We start from the raw sequence: 18761 nt of genomic DNA on the forward strand, positions 1-18761 counted from the left end.
TGATTCCTCCTAAGATGGGTTTTAAAGCACGATCAGTTGTTGCTTAGGTGAAGAGGTCAAAATGCGAATGCCGCTGTCCGTAATGACAACGTCATCCTCGATACGAACGCCGCCGAAGCCTGGGACATAGATGCCTGGCTCCACGGTGACGACCATGCCGGGAGCAAGCACCATGTCGCTGCGCATGTTCAGCGTAGGCTGCTCATGCACCTCCATGCCAAGGCCATGACCTAGGCTATGGCCGAAGTTATCGCCGTAGCCATACTTCGTGATGATGTCGCGAGCCAGCGCATCGGCTTCTTTGCCGGTCATCCCGGGGCGAATGTTGTTAAGCGCATGAAGCTGCGCCTCAAGCACAATGTCATAAATTTCACGATGCTTGTCCGACACCTCTCCAACCGCCACCGTACGGGTAATGTCGGAGCAGTATCCATGATAAAGAGCGCCGAAGTCGAGCTTCACGAACTCGCCTATGCCGATGATCCGATCGCTGGCTACACCGTGCGGAAGTGCAGAGCGCTCACCGGAAGCTACGATCGTATCGAAGCAGGATGAGGTTGCCCCGCCGGAGCGCAGGAACACTTCTAGCTCCAGAGCGACATCGGATTCCTTCATGCCGGGCTTGATAAGCCCTTGGATGTACTGGAAGGCACGATCCGCGAGATCAGCTGCCTCTTGCATGATGGCAAGCTCAGTCTCGTCCTTGATTATGCGCAGCTGCTCCACAAGCGCCGGGGCAGGCACTAACTTGATGCCCTGGAGCGTCTTGCTCCATTTGACATACTGAGCATACACCGTATGCTCCTGCTCGAAGCCGAGTGAGGTGATACCTTCGCTGCGAAGCAGTTCTCCTACCGTAACGAGCGGATCCGATCCATGCTGCACGATCTCAAAACCATGCACCTGCTCGGCTGCCTGAACGGTATAACGGAAATCGGTAAGGAACCAGCTCTTGGCCGCAGTTACGAGGACCCATCCAGCCGATCCTGTGAATCCGCTTATGTATTGGCGATTGTAAGTACTGCCGATAAGCAGCGACTCCAATCCTTGACTAGCCAACTTCTCACGAAGCTTGTTTAACCGGTGCTTCATGCTGCCGGCCACCTCCTTCAAAGCTGATATGTCCTTCCAGCGGGCTGTCTCTTCACGCCGATTGATTAGCCTTCAAATGATCCAAAAGCGCTTGCAAGCCCAGCGTGTAGCTGGCTGCTCCGAACCCAGCTATCTGTCCGATTGCCACCGCGGCAGTAACCGAGACATGACGGAACGCCTCTCTTTTGTGGATATTCGATAAATGGACCTCAACCGTTGGGATGGAAACAGAGCTGATTGCATCCCTCAGCGCATAGCTGTAATGCGTCAGCGCCCCCGGATTCAAGATCAGCCCGTCCACTCCACCAAAGGCAGCATGAATCCGATCGATCAAGGCTCCCTCATGGTTGGATTGAAAACATTCTAGCTCAGCTCCAGCAGCAACAGCCTGCTCGTGAAGCATCGCTTCAATCCCTTCCAAGGTGACCGTGCCGTAAACACCCGGCTCCCGAACTCCCAGCATGTTGAGATTCGGGCCATTCACTACGAGAATTCGGATCATCCCGCGCCTCCAATGCCAAGTCTTCAAGCATTACGGCAGCACCTTCCTAATGGGCGGTGTCCGTATGCAATGGGAATACGAGAACTATATCGCTAAGGATATAAATTCCAGCAGGTTGAAAAAAGGCTACTTGCCATTCTAACACAAAAAAGGAGCCGTTGAGAAGGGCTATTCCGCCTTCTGGGGCTCGCGCGAAGCCTCATCATTGAACTCAAAGGCAATAGAATATCCGATAAAGATCCCCCACACCGCAAATAAGCTCAGCTCCGAAAGTACACCGCCCCATCCGAGTTGATTGACCGGATTCATCATTCCGAGCAGCGGGCCGAAAGCAAGGAAAATCATCGTCCACCATAACAAACCATAAATCAGCCCCGGCCACGGTCCTTGAAAGCGACCGAGCAGCAACTTGTACAGTAATGCGGCCAGGATCGAAAAGAGGATAAAATAGACCAAGCCTGCGACATGCCCCCAACCTGTGACGAGAAAGGAACGTCTATAAAATGGCTCGGCCATAAAACCAGGCAATATCGGTGTGAACCGGAATGTATACATCAACCAGTGAATACCGCCCCAGATCAGCCCTGCCCAGAAGCCGATCATAAGGCAGAATTTCCATGGATTCGTTACCTTTCTGTGATAGGGTCCCCGATCTCTGCTTCTACCCCCTGAAGCCGCTGCTGCGGATGCACTCATACTCACAACCTCCTCCAATGTCATGGGGGTAGTATGGCACCAATAAAGCGTCCCAATACCGGTAAGCTGCCTGTAAGGCGCGCTGGCATTGAACTGGCTCATCAAGTACAATAGAAGCATACAGATTCAGCGGATTCATGCCGCTGCGGACACACAGAAAGGTGGAGCTTCGTTGCCAGAGCCGATAACATCCATATACGGCGGACAAGCGGTCATTGAAGGCGTCATGTTCGGAGGACGCAACGTCAATGTTACAGCTGTTCGGCGCAAAAATGATGAAATCCAATATTTTGAGGTTCCTGCAAGCCAGAAAAAACCTTGGTATCAACCGCTCAAGAAAATTCCGTTCATTCGTGGTGTCATCGGCATTCTTGAATCCAGCGCGAGAGGGTCTCAGCATCTTAACTTCTCCATGGAAGCCTATGCGGAGGACAGCGAGGAAGACGACGGCAAGACCGAGGTCGATAAGACCGAGAAAGTCGAGAAGGCAGAGCCCAAGTCTGAGAAAAAGGAAGGCTGGAGTCTCGCCATGGTTTTCGGCGTCGCTGTGGCTGGCGTTATCAGCTTTGTAGTCGGAAAGGTTGTGTTTACGGCAGTTCCGGCGATCGTCGAGGAGTTTTTATTCGACGGGAGATTTGACAATATTGTCGTGCACAATCTGCTCGAAGGCGCAATTAAGATCATCTTCCTGCTGGCTTATTTGTATCTACTTTCCTTAACACCGATGATCAAGCGGCTATTCCAGTATCACGGAGCGGAGCATAAGGTTATTACCGCTTACGAGAACGGTTCCGAGTTGACTGTAGATAAAGTGCAGAAGTTTACTCGGCTGCATTATCGCTGCGGCAGCAGTTTTATTATTTTTTCTGTCATTGTCGGCGTCATTGTCTATTCCTTCTTCACTTGGGATACTCTATGGGAGCGGGTTTACATCCGGATTCTGTTGTTGCCGGTCGTACTCGGCATCTCCTATGAGGTACTTCGCTTAACAAACTCTCTCCGCGACGTTCCTGTGCTGCGCTTCCTGGGATATCCGGGACTGTGGCTACAGATGTTGACGACTAAGGAGCCGACGAATGATCAAGTAGCCGTCTCCATCGCTTCCTTTAATCGGATGAGAGAACTTGAGAAAAAGGTCAACGCTCCGCAGTCGGCAAGCTCAGCGGTGTAGGTGTAGATGGGAGTCATACAGCGAAAGGCGGGATTTTCCATGAAGCGTAAGACGGCATCGATTTGGATGGTTGTTCTGTCTGTTCTGGCGGTGATCGGCTTGTTTGACATGCTGCTCGACCGTAATTACGTCATGCTGCTGCCTCTGGCGGTGCTGGCCATTATATTCGCGCTTTACAAATGGAATCCCGGACGGCGCAATGCTCAGCCACGTATCAAGCCGAGGGGACCAGCTGCCGGCAAACCACGCTCTGCTTCCACCGCTGCCAAAAACCGCGTCCGTAAGACATCCCCTTTTAGGGTTATCGATGGCGGTAAGGATGACGATAGCATGCCGAAGTATCATTGAGTCGCATCGCAAAGAACCTCTTTCTCCACCTAAGCAGTGGAGAAAGAGGTTCTTTTTTTGATAATTTCAGACCAACAAAAGGCTTTAAAAAAGCAAATCGGCCCTTGGAAAGCTCTTTAGCTCTTTTGAACTTAAGCTTCCGAGTCCAGCTCGCTGCGAAGATTCCGAAGCGACTCCACGCGCCCGCCATCACGCCGGAAATATTCGATCAGCGTCTCGATGCAAGTGATGGAATCCCAGCTCAGATGATGCTCGATTCCTTCCACATCCTGATAGATATTCTCCTCTTGAACGCCTATCAGCTGCAGAAACTCTTCAAGCAAATGATGCCGCTCAACGAGACGTTTGCCCATTTTTTTGCCTTTGCTGGTTAATACAAGTCCGCGATACTTCTCATAAATGAGGTACTGATCCTTGTCCAGCTTCTGTATCATCTTGGTTACCGATGAAGGATGTACTTCAAGACCTTCTGCTATATCCGAGACGCGGGCATAACCCTTCTCCTCAATCAGCTTGTAGATCCGTTCCAAATAATCTTCCATGCTCGGTGTAGGCATGTAAACCCTCCTAACCGGCTGTACACCTGCACTGGTGACTGCCATGCTCTTATGTATCATACAACGTAAAGAATTGCGACTGCAACTTGCTGCTGCCCCTAATTTACCGGATTGTTAGGCTGGAAGTCAGGTCAGACTAAACAAGGCGTTACGAATCAATGATCTTTGATCATCCCAAAGGAGGAATGACTTCTGAGCACAACATTAGAGCGGCCCCGCACAGGCCGACCGGATGTGTTCGTTCCGGAGCTCGTCTATTTTGAGCCTGATGCGATGAATTATCCTAAGGGCAAACGCATCCATGAATGGGCCGTCAAGCAAGGCTTGCCGATCCGCATGACTACCTCCCATAACCGCATCACAAACTTGCCCGGCGAATCCGAGCTAGAGCAATACAAAATCGCCAAGCGCACACTCGTCGTCGGCATTCGCAAAACACTGAAGTTTGATCAGTCCAAACCTTCAGCGGAGTATGCCATTCCTATTGCAACTGGCTGCATGGCTCATTGCCATTATTGTTACCTGCAAACGACACTCGGAGCAAAGCCTTATATCCGTATCTATGTCAACACAGACGAGATCATGGAGGCGGCCAATGGCTACATCCAGGAAAGAGTGCCGCAAATCACCCGCTTTGAAGCGGCTTGTACCTCTGATCCAGTTGGACTTGAGCCGATCAGCGGCTCGCTAGCGGAGCTGATAGAATTCATGGCAGAACAGGAATTCGGACGGCTGCGCTTTGTGACCAAATTCCACCATGTCGATTCTCTGCTTGGGCTAAAGCATAACGGGCATACTCGCATCCGCTTCAGCGTTAATTCACGGTACGTCATCAAAAACTTCGAACCTGCCACCTCTCGCTTCGAGCAGCGCATTGAAGCCGCTGGCAAGGTTGCTCATGCGGGTTATCCCATCGGCTTCATTATCGCGCCGATCATTTGGCATGATGGCTGGGAGGAAGGTTATGCCGAGCTGCTGGAAAACTTGGCGAAAACTCTGCCTCCCGGCATTAATGACTTAACCTTTGAACTGATTCAGCATCGCTTCACGAAAACAGCTAAAAACACCATTGAAAAACGATATCCAAAAACAAAGCTTGAAATGGATATCGAAAAACGCAAGTACAAATGGGGCCGCTGGGGACAGGGCAAATATGTTTACCCCGATGAACAAGCAAATGCGCTCCGCTTGTTTATCTCGGAGCGCATCTTTGACCATTTTCCACAGGCAACGATCGACTACTTCACTTAATCCTCGATTAGAATTTCAGCCAATCCGGCGTGATGCTGTTCAGATAGACCGTGATCATGAACATGCGGTCAGTGAACAGCAGAACGCCCATTACTAACATGAGTCCGCCTCCGACTTTCATCATTATGGACGAATATTTCTGAATCCAACGAGCCGATCCAATGAAAAACGCCATAATGAAAAATGGAATTGCGAAGCCAAGCGCATAAGCAGTAGTAAGTCCGAACCATGTTCCCGGATCAGATGCGGCAAGCGCCAGAATACCGGCCAGAATCGGCCCAATGCACGGCGACCAGCCGGCCGAGAAGCCTATTCCGAATATGAAGGAACCTATATACCCCGACTTAAACTTCACCGGCAACTTGAAGTCTCTCATCAGCGCCCGGGGCTGAAATATCCCGAGCAGGAACAGCCCCATCAGCATGATCAGAATGGCCGACAGCATACGGATCAAATCCTGATAATCAGAGAACACCTCGGCTAGTTTATTCGTGCTGTAACCGAGCGTGTAATAAACGACCGAGAAGCCAAGGATGAAAAACAACGTATGGCTCATCGTCCGCTTGCGGATCTCGGCACTCGGTTTGTTGCTCTTGAGATCAGCAACAGATATGCCGGTTACATAAGAAAGATAAGAAGGATAAAGTGGCAGGCAGCACGGCGATATAAACGATGCAAATCCGCCGACGAAGGCCAAGCCGAGATTCAGCGTAGACATAAGCGGGGGGTTCCCCCTTTCACGTATCTTGAGAGATGCGTTCCTACTTCACCAAAGCGCCATTCGGCATGGAATCCGGCACCATCGCCAGCGTTAACTGATCCCCCTGAGAAGCGGCCAGGACCATGCCGCGGGATAGTTCACCGCGCAGCTTCACCGGCTTCAGGTTCGTGACACAAATGACCTTGCGTCCAACCAGTTCCTCCGGCTTGTAAAACTTCGCGATACCCGAAACAACTTGACGCTGCTCAAAACCTAGATCGAGCTGCAGCTTTAGCAATTTATCGGCCTTTGGAATTGGCTCTGCGGCAATTACCTGTGCCACACGAAGCTCTACCTTGGCAAAGTCATCAATGCCGATCTCTTCTTTGAGCTCCGGCACTTCCGTTACAGCGGGGGCAGAAACCGGGAGCGCAGCAGCGGAAGCTTGACCGCCCGTCGTTGCGGCATCAGCAGCCGACGTTGTCCCCCCAGAGATAGCGCTAGTTATATAAGCGATCTCTTCCTCGGCATCGAGACGCGGGAACAGCGGACTGCCCTTGGCGACGCGTACGCCGCTTGGCAGAGAACCGAATTCGCGGGCGCTGTCCCATGTTGCCAGAGCGCCCTCGCTTACGCCGAGCTGGGTCCGGATTTCTTTTGGAGCGTTGGTCATGAACGGCGTCAGCAGCACGGATACAATTCGCAGTGACTCGGCTAGATGGTACATCGCCGATGCCAGCTCCGGACGGCGCGCCTCATCCTTGGCGAGCGCCCATGGCTGCGTCTCATCAATGTATTTGTTCGTGCGGCTGACGAGCTGCCAAATGGCCGACAGGGCGACGGAGAACTCCATTTTTTCCATAGCAGCCTCAACCGATCCAACCGTACTTAGCGCCAGCTGTTGCAACGACTCGTCGAAGTCCGTCACCAGGCCCGCGTAAGCAGGAATTTCGCCGCCGAAGTACTTGTCGATCATCGCCACCGTGCGGTTCAATAGATTGCCGAGATCGTTGGCCAGATCGAAGTTGAGTCGCTCAACGAAACCTTCAGGTGTGAACGTACCGTCAGAGCCGAATGGAACTTCACGCAGCAGGAAGTAGCGCAGGGCGTCCAGTCCATAGCGGTCAAGAAGCACCACCGGATCGATGACATTGCCTTTGGACTTGGACATTTTGCCTTCCTTGACGAGCCACCAGCCATGCCCGAATACCTTCTTAGGAAGCGGCAGTCCAAGCGCCATCAGCATAATAGGCCAGTAGATCGTATGGAAACGCACGATTTCCTTACCGACCAGATGCACATCCGCCGGCCAGAATTGGCGGTACTTGCCCTCGTCATCCGAGCCGTAACCAAGCGCCGTAATATAGTTAGACAGCGCATCGATCCACACGTAGATAACATGATCAGGATCGTTCGGCACCTTGATGCCCCAGTCGAACGTCGTCCGCGATACGGCCAGGTCCTCTAGACCCGGCTTGATGAAGTTGTTGATCATCTCGTTTTTGCGGGATTCGGGCTGGATAAAGTCAGGATGCTCCTCGTAATACTGCAATAGACGATCCGAGTATTGGCTCATGCGGAAGAAGTAACTTTGCTCCTTGACCAGCTCTACCGGACGTCCGCAATCCGGACACTTGCCGTTCTCCAGCTGACGTTCCGTGAAGAACGATTCACACGGCGTACAGTACCAGCCTTCATACGTTCCTTTGTAGATGTCTCCTTGGTCGAGTAGCTGCTTAAAGATTTTTTCGACGGATAGCTTATGCCGCTCTTCGGTCGTGCGGATGAAGTCGTCGTTGCTGATTTCCAGCTTGCTCCATAACTTCTTAATCTCCGTTACGGTTTCGTCCAGAAACTGAATCGGCGTTTGCCCTCTTTCGGCTGCGGTGCGTTCGATCTTTTGGCCGTGCTCGTCGGTTCCCGTCAAGAACGTGACCTGGTAACCCCTCGCGCGCTTGTAGCGAGCCATAGCGTCGCCTGCCAGCGTACAGTATGCATGACCTATATGCAGCTTGCCGCTAGGATAGTAGATTGGCGTTGTAATGTAAAAAGTTTTGGCGTTTTCTGGCATGACAATCTTCTCCTTCAACATGGCATGGGGATGCAGCGAGCCTAAAGCCCGTGAAAAACAAAAAGCCCCCGTCCGCTATGGGACGAGAGCGGGAGCGCTTCGTGGTACCACCCAAATTCCCTTCCCTCTCTCCATAATGGAGAAAATAAGGAAGGCTTCGTGTCGCCGCTCCGTGGGGAGCGACAGTAGCCTTTAACGCCGGCAGCCGCGTCCACGTCTTGCGCCATTCTAATTAGAATAGCGTTCGAGGCGAAATCCTCCAGGACCATCTTCGTCTCTCTCCCCCGTCCGGCTTGCACCAAAATGCCCGGCTCTCTGAATCGGCGGCGAAGAAACTACTCTTCCCTTCATCGGAACTCATATTTAATGGTAATAATACCGAATGCCGACACGACATGTCAAGGAAGGTCATGGCACCGGATCTATTCCCCCGGGATGAAACGGATGGCAGCGCAGAATACGTCTCGCCGAGAGCCAGGAGCCCTTGGCTACGCCATGTTTCTCGATCGCTTCCAGCGCATAGGCGGAGCAGGTGGGATAAAAGCGGCAGGTCGGCGGTTTCAGCGGGGAAATGACCTTGCGGTATACATGTATCGGGATTTTGACCACAAACCTCACACTCACTTCCATACTCCTCCTTTCCTCTTGTCCACGCTGTAAGTAACTCCTTCTATTTTGAACCAATCCGAATCTGGAATCAACTGCCGATGAGCGCAAGATAGCATAAAGATTGCCCTACTTTGCCTCTGTCACTTCTGCGTTAGCTGTGCTACCTTTAAGCCAAGCGAACGAGGAAGCGCTCTCACGCATTTCCCCCGCTCTGATGCAGTTCATATTCGGAAGGAGCTTGACTACACTTATGAAAATTCGTATTGCAAAACTTAGCTACTGGCATGTTCATGCTTGGGAGTATACCGATTTTGCCCTCCAACATCCCGACACGGAAATTGCCGCCGTCTGGGACGAGCTGCCGGAACGCGGTCGGAAAGCTGCCGAGAAGCTTGGCGTACCCTTCGTCGCAGACCTGGACGAGCTGCTCGTCCGCGACGATATTGATGCCGTTATTGTAGATGCTCCGACGACGATGCACCGTGATGTGATGGTCAAAGCCGCCCGCGCTGGCAAACATATTTTCACAGAAAAGGTCGTTGCGCCGACAACAGCCGAACTGAATGACATTTTAGCCGCTGTCCAGGAATCCGGCGTTAAGCTGATCGTTTCGCTGCCTCGTCTGTACGATGCCTACACGGTTGCGATTCGCGAAGTGCTGCAGCAGGAATCACTGGGCCAGCTGACTCAGGTTAGGGTACGCCTTGCGCATGACGGCTCCATTTCCAATTGGCTTCCTCAGCATTTTTATAACCTTGAGCAGACGGCTGGCGGTGCACTGATCGACCTTGGCTGCCACCCTATGTATTTGAGCAGCCTGTTCCTCGGCGGATTGCCAGAGAGCCTAACAGCGACCTACGGTTATGTAACAAACCGCGACGTTGAGGACAATGCCATTGCCGTCCTCTCGTATCCGAACGGCGCCGTTGCTGTAGTAGAGGCTGGCTTCGCGGCCAAGCACTCCCCGTTCCAAATCGAGATTAGCGGCACTGCTGGCTCCTTGCTCTACGGCATGCCGGAAGATCGGCTGCTCATTCGCACTGACAAGACTGAAGGATGGAGCGAGCTGCCGCTTGCGGAGCGCTCACCGAATGCATTCAACCAGTGGGTCGGTCATATTCAAAATGGAACCAATGCCGATGAAAATATTGAGCTGGCAAGCAACCTCACCCGGCTCATGGAGGCGGCCAATCTGTCCGCCGCTCAAGGCCGCCGTATTCTTCTATCTGAGCTATCCGAAAACTAAACGAGGAACTCAAGGAGTGACAATATGAGCATCCAGAACATTCGAGTCGGTATCATCGGCAGCGGCGGAATTGCGGGCATGCATGCTGCAGCCTACAAAACGATTCTTGGCGTGGAAATTGTAGCTATAGCCGATGCCATTCCAGGAAAAGCAGCTGAATTCATCGAAAGACATGGCCTTCAAGGGGCTCAAGCGTTCGACGATTACCGCGAGCTGCTGAAGCTCGACCTGGACGGAATCAGCGTCTGCACTCCTAACTCGGCGCATCGCCAGCCAACGGTGGACTCACTTGAGGCCGGCAAACATGTACTGCTTGAGAAACCAATGTCCGTAACGCTGGATGAAGGTCTCGATATGGTGCGCGCTTCCCGCCGCAGCGGACGCATCCTTACCATCGGCTTCCAGCCACGCTACGACCCTAACATGAAGCTGATCCAAGACATCGTGCGCTCCGGTAAGCTCGGCAAAGTGTATTATGTGGAAACTGGAGGCGGACGTCGCCGCGGCATGCCAGGAGGCACATTTATTCGCAAAGAGCTGGCTGGCGCCGGTGCAATGGCCGATATTGGCTGTTACTCGCTCGACATGGCGCTGAACGCTCTTGATTATCCGAAGCCGCTCACGGTTTCTGCGAGCACATTCAACCATTTCGGCCGCAATCCAATTCATCATCCTGAAGCCGATAAGTTTGACGTTGAGGACTTTGGAGCGGCAATGATCCGTTTTGAGGGTGATCTGACGCTGCATTTCAAAATCAGCTGGGCGATGCATCTGGACTCGCTCGGTACGACCAATTTCCTCGGTACAGATGCTGGCCTGAAAATCACTCCGTTTGGCCAAGGCAACTGGTCCGGTGTATGGGACGGCAAAGTCGGCAGCATTCAGATGTTCCATGACTTCATGGGCGGCCAAACGATGACGCAGGTCCCGCTTATCGAGCATCAGCTGGACCTGTTCCGCGAGAAGGTGCGTGACTTCGTGGACGCGATTCGCGAAGGACGCGGCGCGCCGATTCCCGGCGAGCAAATTTTGATCCAACAAGCGATCATTGACGGCGTGCTCCGCTCCGCGGAGCAGCGTGCTGAAGTAAGCGTCGTTGTGCCTGACTACGCCGGCGGCTCTGCAGACGAGCCAAACTAGGCTTAAAACCAAAACAGCCCCCCGATATCAATCATATCGGGGGGCTGTTCGTTGATTAGTTCTTCTCAGCGGGAAGCGGCTGGAAGATCATCGTAACCGGCAGATTGCTGCCAGATGCGATAAGGTAGGTCAGATTAAGCGTTTCGCGCGAGTTACCGGAGCGATAGATCACCATCGCTTCATTTTGCGAGCGCAGCCAGCCGCTTGTCGGCACCGGAATGAGGCTTCCGTTTACGATAAATGCGCCGGTATACAGGCCGCCGCGCGGGTTAAGCGCAACGAGTGTGCGCGGGGAGAGCTGGATGTTCATTTTGTACAGGACGCCGAAGTTGCCTTTGTTCAGCTGCAGCGAGCCGTCTGTGTTGTCGTATCCGTCCAGATAAGGGTCAAGCTTGTTGTCGCCAAGCACGATGCGTTCCGGCTTGCTGCCGAGCACGCCCGGCACGTCGATCGCTCGTGTCGCGTTGTTGAACGAGCCGCGGGTGTGCTTGCCGTCTGCCGGCATCAGCTCCATCCGGTTCACTTCCTTCAGCGGGTCCTTGCCGTCAGCGACGACAACAACGCGGAAGCGAAGCGTCTCATCGGAAGTGACATCCGCATAAGCGGAGTAGACCATTCCCGTCTTGATCGCAGACGAAGAAATTTCCGACAGCACCACTTTGGATTGTCCCGGCTTGATGCTTGTGGATTTGATTTGCGGGTTGGTGAGCAAGGAATCCATGTAGCGTACCGTGGACATTTTGCCTGTTGTGTCCTCATATTGAGCCGGACCACCAGCTCCAAAATGTTTCACTCCAAAGTTTGCCGTACGCCAGCCCTCATTGGTAGCAACGAGGTACATGCGAAGCGGGATATTAGAAGTGTTTTTGTTATGGAACAGCAGCCGGATTTCGCCTTGGAACTGATCATCATAAGCGATTCCTTCCGATGTCCATAACTCCGGACTGTTGCTTCGAACCAACTTGGATGGCTCAGAGTGGAATTCATAGGACAGAGTCGGGATGCTCAGCACCGACTTGCCATCCACTGGGAACATCTCGCCGATGGCAGTGAACAACTTGCCGTATTCTTCACGAGTGTACAGGACCTCATCCGAGATTCGGATCGTCTTTGTAATGCTGGAGGCATAGCCTTCTTCATCGGTTACTTCCAGAGTAATCGACTTCTCCCCTGCCTCGAAAAATACATCTTGTTTGCCGATCCAATATTCCTTCAGATTGGTCGTTGCATCATCCGAGCTCAAGCTTGTAAAGGTGATGCGCTCCCCCTGACGGTAAACCTCTTTGTCGGTGCGGAAATCCGCGACAGGAGGCTGGTTCGGTGCGAGTACCTCGATCGTGACTGTGAACGGATCACTCCATGCGCCCGAGGCGTCCTGCACAGAACGAGTAACCGTATACGTTCCAGGATCAAGGAACACCTCCTGGCGACCTTGCCACTCCTCGTTAACCATCGGCTCACCGGATGGAGAGCTGTATTTATCCACGTAGGTTACAGGATCTCCCGTGTAGATTTTGGTAGGCTGTACGCTGAAAGCGGCGCTAGGCTTGGTGTCCCAGGCCAGATTGACCTTAACGCCTGAAGCAGACACGCGGCTGTTCGTCGCCTGAGCCCAGGTGCGGATAGGAACCATCATGGAACCATTCAGCGAAAAGGAAGCCGCCTGGCCCGTAATTTTACTGCCATTTACAAGTACAACCTTTGTATTCATGCGGAAACGGATCTCGCCGGAAGCGCTGCGCGCGACGGATTCCTTGGTCTTAGCGTCGTAGGAAACAGCATAGCCGTAACGGGCAGCCATCGAGCTGAATGACGCGTAGGACACGCCATTACGAATTGTGAGCGGTTGTGCGCCGATAAAGGCGGTGCCATTGAGCACCATCGACTTGCTGTTCTTAGTGAGGACGAGTAAATTGGACGCACCGAGCGCCGTAGCGGGACTCGCAGCTATGCTCCCCAGTAGAGATAAAAAGACGGAAAAAGCCAACAACAACTTGAATAATTTCATGCTTCGACTCCTTTTTTGTCGGACTGCACCGGATGCCGTACTTTCCCTATGTCGTTAGCATAAACGCTTCGAACACAGGAAAGTTGCGTTTAGTCAAGGAATCGTCATAAAACGTCCACATGAAATCAGCCGTTCATCTTCACATCTGTGAGGAATGCGGTGGCCATAACAACGAACAATATGACGGAGACAAGGGCCGCTACTTTTCTACGGCGCCGATGCCGCACAAGCTTCTCGGCTGAGTCCTTGCGAAACAGCGCGTCGGCGTAAGCCCGATGCAAAAACATATACCAAATCAGTGTCGCGACAAAGGCGATATTGCTGAAAAACCAAATGACTTTCCACATAAGGCAACCTCTTTTCCGTTCCAAAAATAATATACTGGCTTCCACTTTAAACACAAAAAACCGCGGCAGCGCCAGCGGTCCATCCGAAAAGATAGGCTCCGGATTCATAGAATTTGTCCCAATATAAGAGCTAAATATACCAAAGATCAAGTAACAAATAGAACACGACGGCGCTGACAACACTTCCTGCAAAGTAGAACCATCCGGCGCGGAAACGCTCCTGGAACATTCTCAGTACACCGAGGCTGAGCAAAGAAAAAATAAGCAGAATAAAGATGACTCCTAGAACGAATAAACCAGCGGGAACACTGCTTACATCAACGGCTGACACCTTCGCCACTCCCTTATGTATGATTAGTCTTCTTGCATCATAAAGGAAGCGTTTGCCAAACGCAACCTGATTGGCCTGTCTTGAGTAAAGCTGCTCGCTCAAATTTGTCGAGTCTGCAAACTTAAAAAAGCGAGAGTTAACTTACCCTCGCTCAGTCCGTACCTTCTTCAACGGAAATCTCAATAAAACGGCTCGCCTGTTTCTTTTTCATGCGAATTCTCAGAACGCCTCCCCGCAGGACAGCACGGGTAGACCTGGGCAGAATCGGGCTTGGAAGCTTAAGAACCTGTGGCTTGCGACCGGGCAGCCCTTCGAGCTTAAGTTTATCTTCTTTGGCCATAACGCGCAGCGTATCCCAATCCGGATCTCCGTTCATCGGCAGTTTGAGTACTAAATACTCTCGGCTTTCGCTCCATTTGGCTTCAACAGAAGAAATCGCTGCTTGGAACTCCCTATCCTTGCCTTCCTGCTCAGCGGTTTCCTGTAAGCCAGACAGTCCCGCCGAAGGATTGCCGCTCATTGCGCTTTCCATCATGCCTTTGACGAAGCTGGCAACCCATTCCGGATCCTTCATCATATCGAACCCTCGCGGAAGCTGCTGTTTGGACAGCCAATCCTGCATTCGATCGAATCTGCCTCCCATGGGCAATCGCCTCCTTTATGCCCTACGCTATGCACCAGCATCTCCAAAGGTGACAGCTCACGTCCTTCCGGCTCGGCTTTTGACACATTTGGGCGAATGCCGCATATAGTGGGGATAAAGGCGGCAACCCCGAATGCTTAGAGGATTGCCCACATCTACCGATTAGAGGTGAATTTCATGCCAGCTGCGATAGGCTTCGTTAATATAGTCAGCGTCGGCTCCAGCGGAGTTGTGCAGTTCGGGGATACTGTTCAAATATCTCCTGCGAGCACCTCCAAAACATACGCCGGCTCCGGCTCATTTCTGACCGGCGGCTTGACTAACGCCAACAACGGGCTCAGTGCTACCAACACGCTGGATCCGGATCTCCAGGACAACTCAAGTAACGAGATTGCCTCGGGAGCTAATGTCATATGAACCTGACCGTACACCAATCCATTACCATTAACCAATTACGCGTCGACACCGTCACGAATAGCTCTGTGCTGCAGATTGGCAGTGCGGGATCGATTAGACCCGTCTCGCAACTGTATAATTCCGGAGGATTCAATAAGCCGGCAGCACAGCTCACCAGCGAGGAAAGTGCGAACTCTCTCAACTTCGTCCCATTGCCCAAACCAAGCTGATCCCTCAAGGAGGTGACTGACCGGATGCAACATAAGGAATCTTCCGCTCCAGGCGGTGTACAGCAGCAAGCGGAGGCTCCCCAGGTACATCCGAATCGTCCTATTCCTCTCACCTCTGCGCTAGGGGTTCTGACTGGTATGAGTGGCCTAGGAGGCAAAGGCGGCCTAGGGAACGGTATCGCTTCTAATCTACTTGGCAAAGGTATGGCCTGGCCCGGTCTGGGTGGCGCATTCCCAGGCATGATGGGCAAACCTGGAGCCGGCTTCCCGCCGAAATGGCCGCCTTATCAGGGAGGCAATCCCGGGCAAGGTTGGCTGCAGCCGCCAGGCGGTCCACAAGGAACACCATTTGCCGCGGCTCCGAAAGGGTACCCTCCGCCAGGAGGCGCAGGTTGGCCTTCCCCCAAAGGCTGGCCCGCAGGGGCGGGCGCCGGATGGCAATACCCCGCTGGTCCACCTGCAGGGGCGGGTCAAAGTTGGCCTCCCCCCGGCGGCCAACCGGCAGGGCCAGGGTGGCAATCCCCAGGTGGCCCAGCACCAGGGCCAGGACCCGGGTGGCCCGCCCCAGGAGCAGGTGCAGGTTGGCCTGGCCCGGGCGGCTGGCCCGCAGGCGCTGGCCCTGGTTGGCCCGGTCCCGGTGGTCCGCCACCAGGAACGGGCGTCGGAAAGCAAGGAAGCCCGAACAAGGAAGAGCCGATTTCCGAGCTTATTGAAGGCAGCAATACGTTTGACGTGCATGGCGCGACATTTGAACTGACGCCTGGCGGAATTGTTGAAATACCAGGTGAGGAGAAAGCGGCAGCAGAGTCTAGCTTGCAGCACACTGGCCAGCTTGGATCTCAAGGAAGCAACTTCACCATCGGTCCTAATGGCGGACTCCAGCAAGGAGGTTTTCCAGTTGGGATCGGTATCCCTGGACTGGATCCAAACGCAATTCCAGGTGTTAATAAAAATAGTGTTCCTCAATTTTTCCAAGCTCTTGACCCCGGGTTTCCGCAGCAATGGGAGCAATATGAGGGCTGGCCCTTTTCCGGCCCTCCTAATATGGTCCCGCTGCCAAATAACTCAGCAAGCTCCCCCAGCTTGCAGGCGGAAACCTCCACTACGGTGCAAAATCCATGCTTGGGCAACCTACAAGACCCCTATTGCTTACAGCAATGCCTCGGGACTATGGCCGCTGGTTTGGCCGAGCAGCAACAACTTAATCTGCAGTTGACTGCCTATATGAAATTGTTGTGGGAAAGATTGCAAGAGCTGGAGACGAAGCCATCCTATACGATTGAGAAGCTAGAGTACAATTTTGATCAGCTGAAAGTAGAGCAGTTAGACGGTACGCTCAACATCGGTATGACTGCTCCGTCCGAATCACAGCTGCAGGAATTCGGCCAAATGTCACTGCCCAATAAACAAACGAATGCGGGAGCCAAAGTTTATCCATTGCCGATTCCCCAATCTGCTACCGCCGGGCCAAGCAACTCAACAAATGCCGTCGGTGCGGTGAATGGTACTTCCACTCCCGCAAAAGCACAACAACCGTTACAGCCGCAAGCAATCTCTGGCCAACCAGCTACTTTCTTTCAGCCGAGCTTGGGCAATGTCCCGGCTCCAGGTACGGGCCTCGCTCCAGGCGCGGCGGCAATTCCTGGCTTCTCGGGCCCTCCGGTTCCGAGCATGCCCGGGAATGGAGGAGCCGCTGGTAACAGCTTTGCCCAGCCAGGGTTTATTCCCGCCTCTCCCGGCTTAGGGATACCGGGAGCACAAGGCAATCTCCAACCGGAGTCCGGCCCTTTCACCGCTCAGCCGCCAGCCGGAAGCCCCCCCTCCTCAGCTCAGGCAGCAGCATTGGGAACAGCTCCATCTCCTATCCCTTTGCCAGGCTTTACCGATGTCCGCTCCTATGTGAACGGCTGGCTGAATGAATCCGCTCATGAAATATTAGAAATAGCGGCCAAATCAAGCAAGCTTCCGCTGGACCCAACCCATCGGCAAATGGTCATCGAGGACGTCAGGCGCCAGCTTCCTGAACGGATACACTTTTACATGAACGAAGAACTGGGTAGTCAAAGGCCATCTGGAACAAGCCCGGATAACGCCCTGCTGAGCAATGCGCAGCTGCGCCGGACGGCAGAGCGGACGCTTCGCGACGCGGAATCCGCGCTCAAAAGCTATGTCCAGCAACTTGCCAGCAACGCGCCTGAAGGAAGAAGGAGATGAACAAAATGGCAATGAATGTTCATATTACGAATCATTTGCTATCCGTTGGCTGCCTTGAGCTGACAGGTGTCGCTGCGGCTTCCATGCTGCAGATCGGCGATACCGATTCCATTAATCTGTATTCCATTTTTGATACACCACCCGAGGCCATCATTATCGGCCCTTTTGCACCGTTGCCTGCTCCGGGCGGAGGAGAGACAGAGACTGGCATCATCCAAGGCGCTGGCGGACAATCCATCGTACCTATTCAAAACACTACCGGTACTGTTCAATCAGCAGCAACACCGGGAAGACCAGCATCTATAAATAGGAACGGCTCCATAATTCCTGCTTCCGCCGTTAACCTTACCTTATGATCGACTCCGACACTTCCATCCGCACCTCATACATCGGTTCCGTCGAAATGATCACCGTTGGGTTATCCTCCGTCATTCAGTTCGGGGATACCGGCACCATCAACGCCAAATCGACCGGTATTGCCGTGCAGCGTCAGCTCGACCACCGCGTCGGAGGAGAGGTAGACTTCAGTGGTTACTCGCTATTTAGCATGCCATTCAATCCTATGCCGGAGGAGAGCCTGGACGAAGCAGATGTGCGTACAATCCGCTCCAATCCGGTTCCGGCCATTCAGCTCGGTTCGCTTTATGTCATCACCTGCAGCTCCTCCTCCATTCTGCTTGGAGGTAGTGCCGTTGAAGTCAATCTAGAGTCCCGCCTGAAGCATTTTCGGCAATATGCTTATTCGCTCCAATCAACTCCTACTCCAAGTACAGACGTAAGCGAGATCATCCAGAACGCTGACGCCCGCGGTTCGAACCTGAACGCAGGCAGCGATTGATCTAACGATGCCATTCAATTCCAGCGCATGAACCGGGACAGATGCCGGGGTCAGTAAACATGCCCCCCGCATACATTGTAATTGTGAAGTCCGCCAATCAGCATGGCAGGGTCAATCGGACTTCATAACATCATTGTATGGGAGGCATTCAGAATGGGTTATGGGGTCGAAGGCGCTGGTGTCGGGTACGGGCCAGGCTGGGGAGCAGGCTGTGGACAGAACTGGGGCGGTTGCGGAACGGGCTGCGGAGGCAATGGCTCGACCATAGGTATGATCTTGGTTCTGTTTATTCTGCTCGTCATTATTACCCGCGCCTTTTTCATCTAGTTGAAATTCGTACAATTCGAATAGAAGCATGATGGGCTCCGCAG

At 53.2% G+C, this 18761-nt stretch carries 22 protein-coding genes; 11 read left to right on the forward strand and 11 right to left on the reverse strand.

The features are described from left to right. Positions 1–21 precede the first annotated feature (21 nt). The 3 genes from CGZ75_RS08880 to CGZ75_RS08890 form a co-directional block, all read right to left on the reverse strand. Positions 22–1092, reverse strand: a complete 1071-nt coding sequence (locus CGZ75_RS08880) for a M24 family metallopeptidase (protein ID WP_089523838.1) — start codon at positions 1090–1092, stop codon at positions 22–24. A gap of 52 nt (positions 1093–1144) precedes the next feature. Continuing rightward, the gene (aroQ, locus tag CGZ75_RS08885) at positions 1145–1594 is read right to left on the reverse strand and encodes a type II 3-dehydroquinate dehydratase (protein WP_089523839.1); all 450 of its coding nucleotides are present in this window, start codon (positions 1592–1594) and stop codon (positions 1145–1147) included. 168 nt (positions 1595–1762) lie between these two features. Next, the gene (locus tag CGZ75_RS08890; RefSeq protein ID WP_089523840.1) at positions 1763–2290 is read right to left on the reverse strand and encodes a YqhR family membrane protein; all 528 of its coding nucleotides are present in this window, start codon (positions 2288–2290) and stop codon (positions 1763–1765) included. A 226-nt stretch (positions 2291–2516) separates the two neighbouring features. On the opposite strand from CGZ75_RS08890, the gene CGZ75_RS08895 reads away from it, so the two are divergent. Then, positions 2517–3461, forward strand: coding sequence for a DUF1385 domain-containing protein (locus CGZ75_RS08895; RefSeq protein WP_176444815.1), 945 nt, complete (start codon positions 2517–2519; stop codon positions 3459–3461). Between the two features lie 39 nt (positions 3462–3500). Beyond that, complete coding sequence (locus CGZ75_RS08900; protein ID WP_089523841.1) at positions 3501–3809, forward strand: hypothetical protein; 309 nt, start codon at positions 3501–3503, stop codon at positions 3807–3809. A 131-nt stretch (positions 3810–3940) separates the two neighbouring features. Here CGZ75_RS08900 and mntR read toward each other — a convergent pair whose 3' ends face one another. Beyond that, complete coding sequence (mntR, locus tag CGZ75_RS08905; protein ID WP_089523842.1) at positions 3941–4366, reverse strand: transcriptional regulator MntR; 426 nt, start codon at positions 4364–4366, stop codon at positions 3941–3943. A gap of 192 nt (positions 4367–4558) precedes the next feature. Between mntR and splB the strand changes: the two genes are divergently transcribed. Further along, entirely contained in the window at positions 4559–5617 is a 1059-nt protein-coding gene (gene splB / locus CGZ75_RS08910) for a spore photoproduct lyase (protein WP_089523843.1), read from the forward strand. A 7-nt stretch (positions 5618–5624) separates the two neighbouring features. Here the strand turns inward: splB and CGZ75_RS08915 are convergent, their stop codons facing one another. The 3 genes from CGZ75_RS08915 to yidD all read right to left on the reverse strand — a co-directional run bounded on the left by CGZ75_RS08915 (position 5625) and on the right by yidD (position 9012). Next, positions 5625–6335: a cytochrome c biogenesis CcdA family protein gene (locus CGZ75_RS08915; protein WP_089523844.1), complete on the reverse strand. Its 711-nt coding sequence runs from the start codon at positions 6333–6335 to the stop codon at positions 5625–5627. Between the two features lie 43 nt (positions 6336–6378). After that, entirely contained in the window at positions 6379–8388 is a 2010-nt protein-coding gene (metG, locus tag CGZ75_RS08920) for a methionine--tRNA ligase (protein ID WP_089523845.1), read from the reverse strand. 408 nt (positions 8389–8796) lie between these two features. Beyond that, on the reverse strand, positions 8797–9012 hold the full coding sequence (yidD, locus tag CGZ75_RS08930) for a membrane protein insertion efficiency factor YidD (RefSeq protein WP_090777460.1): 216 nt from the start codon (positions 9010–9012) through the stop codon (positions 8797–8799). Positions 9013–9247: 235 nt separating this feature from the next. Between yidD and CGZ75_RS08935 the strand changes: the two genes are divergently transcribed. Further along, complete coding sequence (locus CGZ75_RS08935) at positions 9248–10243, forward strand: Gfo/Idh/MocA family protein (RefSeq protein ID WP_089523848.1); 996 nt, start codon at positions 9248–9250, stop codon at positions 10241–10243. 24 nt (positions 10244–10267) lie between these two features. Continuing rightward, a complete protein-coding gene (locus CGZ75_RS08940) occupies positions 10268–11383 on the forward strand; it encodes a Gfo/Idh/MocA family protein (RefSeq protein ID WP_089523849.1) in 1116 nt (371 codons plus the stop codon). Between the two features lie 55 nt (positions 11384–11438). Here CGZ75_RS08940 and CGZ75_RS08945 read toward each other — a convergent pair whose 3' ends face one another. The 4 genes from CGZ75_RS08945 to CGZ75_RS08960 form a co-directional block, all read right to left on the reverse strand. Next, entirely contained in the window at positions 11439–13391 is a 1953-nt protein-coding gene (locus CGZ75_RS08945; RefSeq protein ID WP_089523850.1) for a stalk domain-containing protein, read from the reverse strand. Positions 13392–13516: 125 nt separating this feature from the next. Continuing rightward, positions 13517–13738: a hypothetical protein gene (locus CGZ75_RS08950; RefSeq protein ID WP_089523851.1), complete on the reverse strand. Its 222-nt coding sequence runs from the start codon at positions 13736–13738 to the stop codon at positions 13517–13519. 130 nt (positions 13739–13868) lie between these two features. Continuing rightward, complete coding sequence (locus CGZ75_RS08955; protein ID WP_089523852.1) at positions 13869–14069, reverse strand: hypothetical protein; 201 nt, start codon at positions 14067–14069, stop codon at positions 13869–13871. Between the two features lie 151 nt (positions 14070–14220). Continuing rightward, positions 14221–14712, reverse strand: coding sequence for an Hsp20/alpha crystallin family protein (locus CGZ75_RS08960; RefSeq protein ID WP_089523853.1), 492 nt, complete (start codon positions 14710–14712; stop codon positions 14221–14223). A 177-nt stretch (positions 14713–14889) separates the two neighbouring features. Here CGZ75_RS08960 and CGZ75_RS08965 point away from each other — a divergent pair, with 177 nt between their 5' ends. From CGZ75_RS08965 to CGZ75_RS24465, 6 genes are all read left to right on the forward strand, one after another. Further along, positions 14890–15129 (forward strand): spore germination protein, encoded by a 240-nt coding sequence (locus CGZ75_RS08965; protein ID WP_089523854.1) that lies wholly within the window; start codon positions 14890–14892, stop codon positions 15127–15129. Beyond that, on the forward strand, positions 15126–15338 hold the full coding sequence (locus CGZ75_RS08970) for a spore germination protein GerPB (protein WP_089523855.1): 213 nt from the start codon (positions 15126–15128) through the stop codon (positions 15336–15338). The genes CGZ75_RS08965 and CGZ75_RS08970 overlap by 4 nt, the downstream gene beginning before the upstream one ends. Before the next feature lie 24 nt (positions 15339–15362). After that, positions 15363–17552, forward strand: a complete 2190-nt coding sequence (gerPC, locus tag CGZ75_RS26160; RefSeq protein WP_089523856.1) for a spore germination protein GerPC — start codon at positions 15363–15365, stop codon at positions 17550–17552. Between the two features lie 5 nt (positions 17553–17557). After that, entirely contained in the window at positions 17558–17908 is a 351-nt protein-coding gene (locus CGZ75_RS26335; protein WP_342745658.1) for a hypothetical protein, read from the forward strand. Next, a complete protein-coding gene (locus CGZ75_RS08985) occupies positions 17905–18390 on the forward strand; it encodes a spore germination protein GerPE (protein WP_089523857.1) in 486 nt (161 codons plus the stop codon). Before CGZ75_RS26335 ends, CGZ75_RS08985 begins: the two co-directional genes overlap by 4 nt. 153 nt (positions 18391–18543) lie before the next feature. After that, the gene (locus tag CGZ75_RS24465) at positions 18544–18717 is read left to right on the forward strand and encodes a YjcZ family sporulation protein (RefSeq protein WP_141136704.1); all 174 of its coding nucleotides are present in this window, start codon (positions 18544–18546) and stop codon (positions 18715–18717) included. Positions 18718–18761: the final 44 nt, after the last annotated feature.

This window comes from Paenibacillus herberti, assembly GCF_002233675.1.
GTDB classification, from domain to species: domain Bacteria; phylum Bacillota; class Bacilli; order Paenibacillales; family Paenibacillaceae; genus Paenibacillus_O; species Paenibacillus_O herberti.

Excerpts from the sequence above, each read along its gene's own strand:
- CGZ75_RS08895 (WP_176444815.1), top strand. The coding sequence starts at position 2,517 with ATGTTCGGAGGACGCAACGTCAATGTTACAGCTGTTCGGCGCAAAAAT.
- CGZ75_RS26335 (WP_342745658.1), top strand. The coding sequence starts at position 17,558 with ATGGCAATGAATGTTCATATTACGAATCATTTGCTATCCGTTGGCTGC.
- CGZ75_RS24465 (WP_141136704.1), top strand. The coding sequence starts at position 18,544 with ATGGGTTATGGGGTCGAAGGCGCTGGTGTCGGGTACGGGCCAGGCTGG.
- mntR (WP_089523842.1), bottom strand. The coding sequence starts at position 4,366 with ATGCCTACACCGAGCATGGAAGATTATTTGGAACGGATCTACAAGCTG.
- metG (WP_089523845.1), bottom strand. The coding sequence starts at position 8,388 with ATGCCAGAAAACGCCAAAACTTTTTACATTACAACGCCAATCTACTAT.
- CGZ75_RS08880 (WP_089523838.1), bottom strand. The coding sequence starts at position 1,092 with ATGAAGCACCGGTTAAACAAGCTTCGTGAGAAGTTGGCTAGTCAAGGA.
- CGZ75_RS08890 (WP_089523840.1), bottom strand. The coding sequence starts at position 2,290 with ATGAGTGCATCCGCAGCAGCGGCTTCAGGGGGTAGAAGCAGAGATCGG.
- CGZ75_RS08935 (WP_089523848.1), top strand. The coding sequence starts at position 9,248 with ATGAAAATTCGTATTGCAAAACTTAGCTACTGGCATGTTCATGCTTGG.
- CGZ75_RS08915 (WP_089523844.1), bottom strand. The coding sequence starts at position 6,335 with ATGTCTACGCTGAATCTCGGCTTGGCCTTCGTCGGCGGATTTGCATCG.
- CGZ75_RS08960 (WP_089523853.1), bottom strand. The coding sequence starts at position 14,712 with ATGGGAGGCAGATTCGATCGAATGCAGGATTGGCTGTCCAAACAGCAG.
- aroQ (WP_089523839.1), bottom strand. The coding sequence starts at position 1,594 with ATGATCCGAATTCTCGTAGTGAATGGCCCGAATCTCAACATGCTGGGA.
- CGZ75_RS08985 (WP_089523857.1), top strand. The coding sequence starts at position 17,905 with ATGATCGACTCCGACACTTCCATCCGCACCTCATACATCGGTTCCGTC.
- CGZ75_RS08950 (WP_089523851.1), bottom strand. The coding sequence starts at position 13,738 with ATGTGGAAAGTCATTTGGTTTTTCAGCAATATCGCCTTTGTCGCGACA.
- CGZ75_RS08940 (WP_089523849.1), top strand. The coding sequence starts at position 10,268 with ATGAGCATCCAGAACATTCGAGTCGGTATCATCGGCAGCGGCGGAATT.
- CGZ75_RS08945 (WP_089523850.1), bottom strand. The coding sequence starts at position 13,391 with ATGAAATTATTCAAGTTGTTGTTGGCTTTTTCCGTCTTTTTATCTCTA.
- CGZ75_RS08965 (WP_089523854.1), top strand. The coding sequence starts at position 14,890 with ATGCCAGCTGCGATAGGCTTCGTTAATATAGTCAGCGTCGGCTCCAGC.
- CGZ75_RS08970 (WP_089523855.1), top strand. The coding sequence starts at position 15,126 with ATGAACCTGACCGTACACCAATCCATTACCATTAACCAATTACGCGTC.
- gerPC (WP_089523856.1), top strand. The coding sequence starts at position 15,363 with ATGCAACATAAGGAATCTTCCGCTCCAGGCGGTGTACAGCAGCAAGCG.
- CGZ75_RS08900 (WP_089523841.1), top strand. The coding sequence starts at position 3,501 with ATGAAGCGTAAGACGGCATCGATTTGGATGGTTGTTCTGTCTGTTCTG.